Below are 4,936 nucleotides of genomic sequence, written 5' to 3'. Positions count from 1 at the left end.
TGAATCACCTGGAACTCGACCCGACGCTGCAAGCGAACCTTTCCAAGAGCCTTTACCAGGCCGGCCACATGATGTACGTCCACCGCGAATCGCTGGCGAAGCTGAAGGGCGAGCTGGCAGGATTTGTTCAAGCAGCCGGGCGCTGACCCGCCGGACTGCTGCCTTGCCCCGCTAGCTTCGTAGACCGGTGCTAATCGTCCTCACCCTCGTCCTGCTGCGGCTCGAGGATGATCTCCGCCAGACCCTCCTCGTCCGGCACCAAGGCCGCCTCGCCCTCAGGATAGCCGTAGTGGGCCAGCTGAAAGGCCAGAATATCGGCGTAGCTTTCCTCGGGCAAGGAGCCGCCCTGGCCGAGGGGCATGTTGTCGTGGGTGAACTCGTAGAGTTCCCAGGCCGTGCGCCCCTCCCAGCGCCGCCAGAAGCGGTCGCCCGTGAGGGGAGGAAAGTGGCCGCTGCCCTCGAGCTCCGCGCCGTGGCAGCTCGAGCAGTGCTTCTCATAGGCCTCCTGACCCCTTTCAGCCTGCTCCGCGGTGTAGAGGCCGTTGCCGGTTTCTTCTGATGCCTGGGTGCTTGCTGCTCCCACGGCAAAGAGCATCAGGACGGTCAGCGCTAGGCCAAGCAACTTTTTGTAGGACGGCTTGGGGTAGTTTCGCATAGTTGCAGGTCTCCTATGATATCCAAGTCAAGATAAAAGGGGCCGGTGCGCCAAGCGCACCGGTCCTCGGGATTAATAATCGCCTTCGGTTTCCGAATCGTCTTCCGTGTCGTCTTCTGTGTCTTCGGTGTCGGTGTCGTCCTCGACTTCGTCCTCGTCTTGGGTCTCGGTCTCGGCTTGCTCCGCCGCGACGCCGTTACCCGCAACGATCCTGAAGACCCTGCCGGTCTCGTCGGCCGGGCCGGTGGTGTCGGTAGTGAGGACGTAGAGCTCGCCATCGGCGTCCTGGCCAAAGCCCAGGACGAAGTACTCGAGCTCTTCGTCGAACACGAACTCCCACATCTCGCCCTCAGCCTGAGGAGGCGCCGCCACGAAGAGCTTGCCCTGGGGCTGGCCGAAGCTCGTGCTCCAGTCGGCGAAGACGTAGTGGCCTTCAAGGTCGGGGATGTCACCGCCGCGGTAGACGTAGCCGCCGATCACCGAGATGCCGCGGCCGTCCTCGTGAACGTTTAAATTGCCGTATTCGATGACCGGGTCGATGAGCTCCTCGCCGCGCGGGCCGGTATCCGGAGCCTCTTCCGGCTCGATGACCTCGTCGGGGTTTTCGGGGTCGAAGCCGTGGGTGCCCTCTTTGAGGTTCCAGCCGTAGTTGCCGGGCTCGTCTACCAGGCTGACCTCTTCCCACTGGTTCTGGCCGACGTCGGCGACCCACAGATCGCCCGTCTCGCGGTCGAAGGAGAAGCGGTAGGGGTTGCGCATGCCCCAGGCGTAGATCTCCTCGCGGGCCTCGTCACCCTCCCACTCGTGCTCGTCAGGGAGTTCGATGTCTTCCTGGGCGAAGGGGTTGTCCTCGGGGATGCCGTAGCCGCGCTCCTCGTCCTCGGCGTCTACGTCGATGCGCAGGATGTTGCCCAGGAGGGTGGTGATGTCCTGGCCGTTGCCCAGCGGCGGGTGGCCCTCGCCCGTGTCGTCGGCGCCGCCGCCGTCGCCCAGGGCGATGTAGAGATAGCCGTCGGGACCAAAGGAGATCTGGCCGCCGTTGTGGTTGAACTGCGGCTGGTCGACCTCGAGGACGACCCGTTCCGATTCGGCGTCGGCGAAGTTCTCGTCGTCTTCCGAGACGGCGAACTCCGAAAGGTGGCTGGTGTGGTCCCAACCCTCGGGGATGCCCTCGCGCGCGGGCGCGCTGTAGTAGACGAAAAAGCGGCCGTTGTCGGCGTAGTCGGGGTGGAAAACGAGGCCCAGGACGCCGCGCTCGTCAAACTGCTCGCGCAACTCGACCATGCGGTCGGTCAGATCGAGGAAGGACTCGTCCATGCGGCTGCCGTCCTCGTCCAAGATGTAGATGTAGCCGACCTGATCCACCACGAAACGACGGTCGTCGTCCGGTGGCGTGGTCAGGTAGACAGGCTGGCCGAAGCCCTCGGCTACGGGCTCGAGCGTCAGGTCGAACTGATCTTGTTGCCCCGGTGCCTGCTCCTAAGCCGCCGCCAGGACAGAGAGCCCGAGCGCCAGGCAGGCGATGAGCGGGTACACAAAATGCCTTGGGTTCACAATGCTCCTTTCCGGCATACGGACGTTGCCCATGAGAAGAACATCTTCCAGACAACAGCCTCGGATGCCCGCCGTTTGGAGAGGTACTTGCGCTGCCGGTGAGAGCTTGTTGAGAACCGACATCATGCACATCCACAAACTGGCGTTACGTACGTTAGCTTAAGAACAACCCGCGTCCCTTGACAGTAGAAAGGTATACAGAAATCGCTGGGTTTCCACCCCAACAGGGTCAATTCCAACCTTCATTAAGCCTATCTTGGCCTTCTTCTCGTTTTGCGCCGGGGAAGGCTAGACCAGCCAGAGCCGTTGATAAGACTCCAGCGAGATCGCGCCGCCCGCGGACTCGACCGCGCGACCCGAGAGCGCGTCAACGGGACTGGGCAACCGCCACTCGTCCAAGAGGCCCGCCGGCAGGCTCTGGGGCCTCTCGCTGAAGTTGAACAGCGCCAGCAGGTTGCCGAGGGGATGGGGCCGTACAAAGGCAAACAGGTGAGGGTGACCGGTGTCGAGAACCAGGCTGGCGTAGTGGGCGTGAAAGTGCGGCGTGGCTTTGCGCGCCAGGACGATGCGCCGCACACCGCTGAAGATGCGCGCCTCGACCGTCCCTTCTCGGCGGCGCCTGTCGGCCTTTTTCCAGTCCATGAAGGGGCGGTGCAGCCAGCGGTTGTCGCCAGCCAGCTCGGGCTGCTCGGCATAACGAGGGTCGTTCAGGAGGCCGATCTCGTCGCCCATGTAGAGGAGCGGGATGCCGCCAAAACTCGCCATCAGCGCGAAGCCGAGCAAGATGCGCTCGATGGCGAGCGTCACCGCGTCCTCGTCGCCGCTTTCCAGGGCGAGCTCGAGGCCCGCCAGACTGGCGAAGGTGCCCGAGATGCGCCGGTCGCCCGTCAGCGGGTTGAACTGAAAGACCTCGCCGCGCGCAAAGGAGCCGGGAAAGAGGCCCGCGTAGAAGTCCGAGAGAAAGCTCCTGTGGGCAAAGCCGCCCAGACCCACCGCGGCCGCGTCCTCGTCGGTGACCGCCCAGCCGATGTCGTCGTGGCCGCGGATATAAGTTCCCCAGGCAACCTGGGAGGGCGTGCGCGGAAACTCGCGCAGGACGTGGGTCATGAGCCTAGTGTCGCGGCTCGCCAGGGCCGACCAGTACTGGACCATCAGGGTGTTGTGGTAGGCGATGTTGGAGACCTTGCCGTAGTGCTTGCCGGTGCCGAAGTAGTGGACCAGGTCGCTGGGCGAGACGATGGCCTCAGCCTTGTGCGCTACCGCGGGCGCGGCCACTCTCGAGCAGGCCCGGAGCGCCTGGAGCAGGCTGTGGACCTCGGGCTGGTTCTGGCAGTCGCTGCCGAGCCGCTTCCACAAAAAGGCCACGGCGTCGAGCCGGAAGACCTCGACCCCCCGGTTGGCGAGCTCCAGGAGGGTGCCGGTTACCTCCAGGAAGACCTCGGGGTTGCTCCAGTTGAGGTCCCACTGGTAGCTGTTGAAAGTCGTCCACAGCCAGCGGTTCATCTCCGGCACCCAGCTGAAGTTGCCCGGCGCGAAGTCCGGGAAGACCTCGGGCAGGGTCCTCTCAAAGGCGTCGGGCAGGGCGCGGTCGGGGTAGCTGTAGAAGTAGTCGCGGTAGCGTTCGTCGCCCGCTCGCGCCCGCCGCGCCCAGTCGTGCTCGTCGGCGCAGTGGTTCAAGACCAGGTCCACGCAGACGCTGACGCCGCGCCCGCGCAGCGCCGCGCAGACCTCTTCGAGGTCGTCCACCGTGCCGAGTTCGGGGTTCACCTCCAGGTAGTCGGCGACCGCGTAACCGCCGTCGTTCTCGCCTTCGCGCGCCCGGATGACCGCCATGAGGTGGAGGTAAGTGGCGCCCAGCTCCCCCAAGTAATCCGCATGCTCGAGAATGCCCTTGAGCGTCCCCGCGAAGCGCTGGGCGTAAAAGACGTAGCCGACCACCGTCTCGCGCTGGAACCAGTCGGGGGTGAGGTCGCGCTCGAGGTCGAGCGTTTTCAGCGCTTCGGGCCGCGCCCGGTAGCGCTCGGCCAAGAGGAGCGCGAGCCGCGCGAGGACCTCGTCGAAGTCCTCGCGCTCGCCGTAGAGGGGTTTGAGGCCGTCGTAGAGGTTTTGAAACTGCCGCGCCAGGCGGATGACGAAGAGGTCGCGGTCGCGCTCGGGCAGGTCGGCGAGAGGTCCCTCCAGAAGCGGCACCAGCCGGTCGAACTGCCCCTTGGCCTCGGGCGTCAGGAGCAGGGTGTTTTGCAAAGGAACCGCCATAACTAATAAGCTGCCATAATAAATTGTATCAGGCAAGATTCCCGACCTTGGGCGGATTGGGACCGGGGTTTGCGTTCTACCGGTCCCCAGTCGCCACTCCTCAGCCTGGCCCCAGCGTGGCCTAGCCCCTTTCGTCCTCCACCACCCAGAGCTCGAGGTCACTGCCCAAGCGTTCGGCCAGGAGCAGCAGCACTTCCGTGTCACCCAAAGCGAGAACAGCTTGACGCAGGCTCTCCTCGAGGATGGCGCGCTAGTCGACGGAACGCGGCAGGGGCCTGTGGAACGTCTTCCCCTCGCTCATCACAACAGCACGCTCGGGGTCACGCCGAAGTAAGTCGATTCTCTCCCAGAGCGCCGGTGCTTCCTTGACTACCATCCTGTTCTCCTAGACGGCGCCAAGGCGGCGCTACGTGAACATAACGCGCTCAGACCGACAATTCTTAGCACAATCATAATGAACGTACTCAAGAC

Annotated in this window: 3 protein-coding genes; all 3 read right to left on the bottom strand. The window is 64.3% G+C overall.

The genetic code is table 11. The features are described 5' to 3' along the window. Positions 1-190: 190 nt before the first annotated feature. The 3 genes from M3498_12585 to M3498_12575 all read right to left on the bottom strand — a co-directional run bounded on the left by M3498_12585 (position 191) and on the right by M3498_12575 (position 4,465). Positions 191-655 (bottom strand): c-type cytochrome, encoded by a 465-nt coding sequence (locus M3498_12585; GenBank protein MDQ3460118.1) that lies wholly within the window; start codon positions 653-655, stop codon positions 191-193. 72 nt (positions 656-727) lie between these two features. Beyond that, entirely contained in the window at positions 728-2,023 is a 1,296-nt protein-coding gene (locus tag M3498_12580) for a PQQ-dependent sugar dehydrogenase (protein ID MDQ3460117.1), read from the bottom strand. A 474-nt stretch (positions 2,024-2,497) separates the two neighbouring features. Further along, a complete protein-coding gene (locus M3498_12575) occupies positions 2,498-4,465 on the bottom strand; it encodes an alpha-amylase family glycosyl hydrolase (protein MDQ3460116.1) in 1,968 nt (655 codons plus the stop codon). Positions 4,466-4,936 lie beyond the last annotated feature (471 nt).

The sequence above is a fragment of the Deinococcota bacterium genome (genome assembly GCA_030858465.1).
Taxonomy (GTDB): Bacteria; Deinococcota; Deinococci; order Deinococcales; family Trueperaceae; genus JALZLY01.
This window is presented reverse-complemented; position numbering and strand designations above follow the sequence as displayed.

Excerpts from the sequence above, each read along its gene's own strand:
- M3498_12575 (MDQ3460116.1), bottom strand. The coding sequence starts at position 4,465 with ATGGCGGTTCCTTTGCAAAACACCCTGCTCCTGACGCCCGAGGCCAAG.
- M3498_12585 (MDQ3460118.1), bottom strand. The coding sequence starts at position 655 with ATGCGAAACTACCCCAAGCCGTCCTACAAAAAGTTGCTTGGCCTAGCG.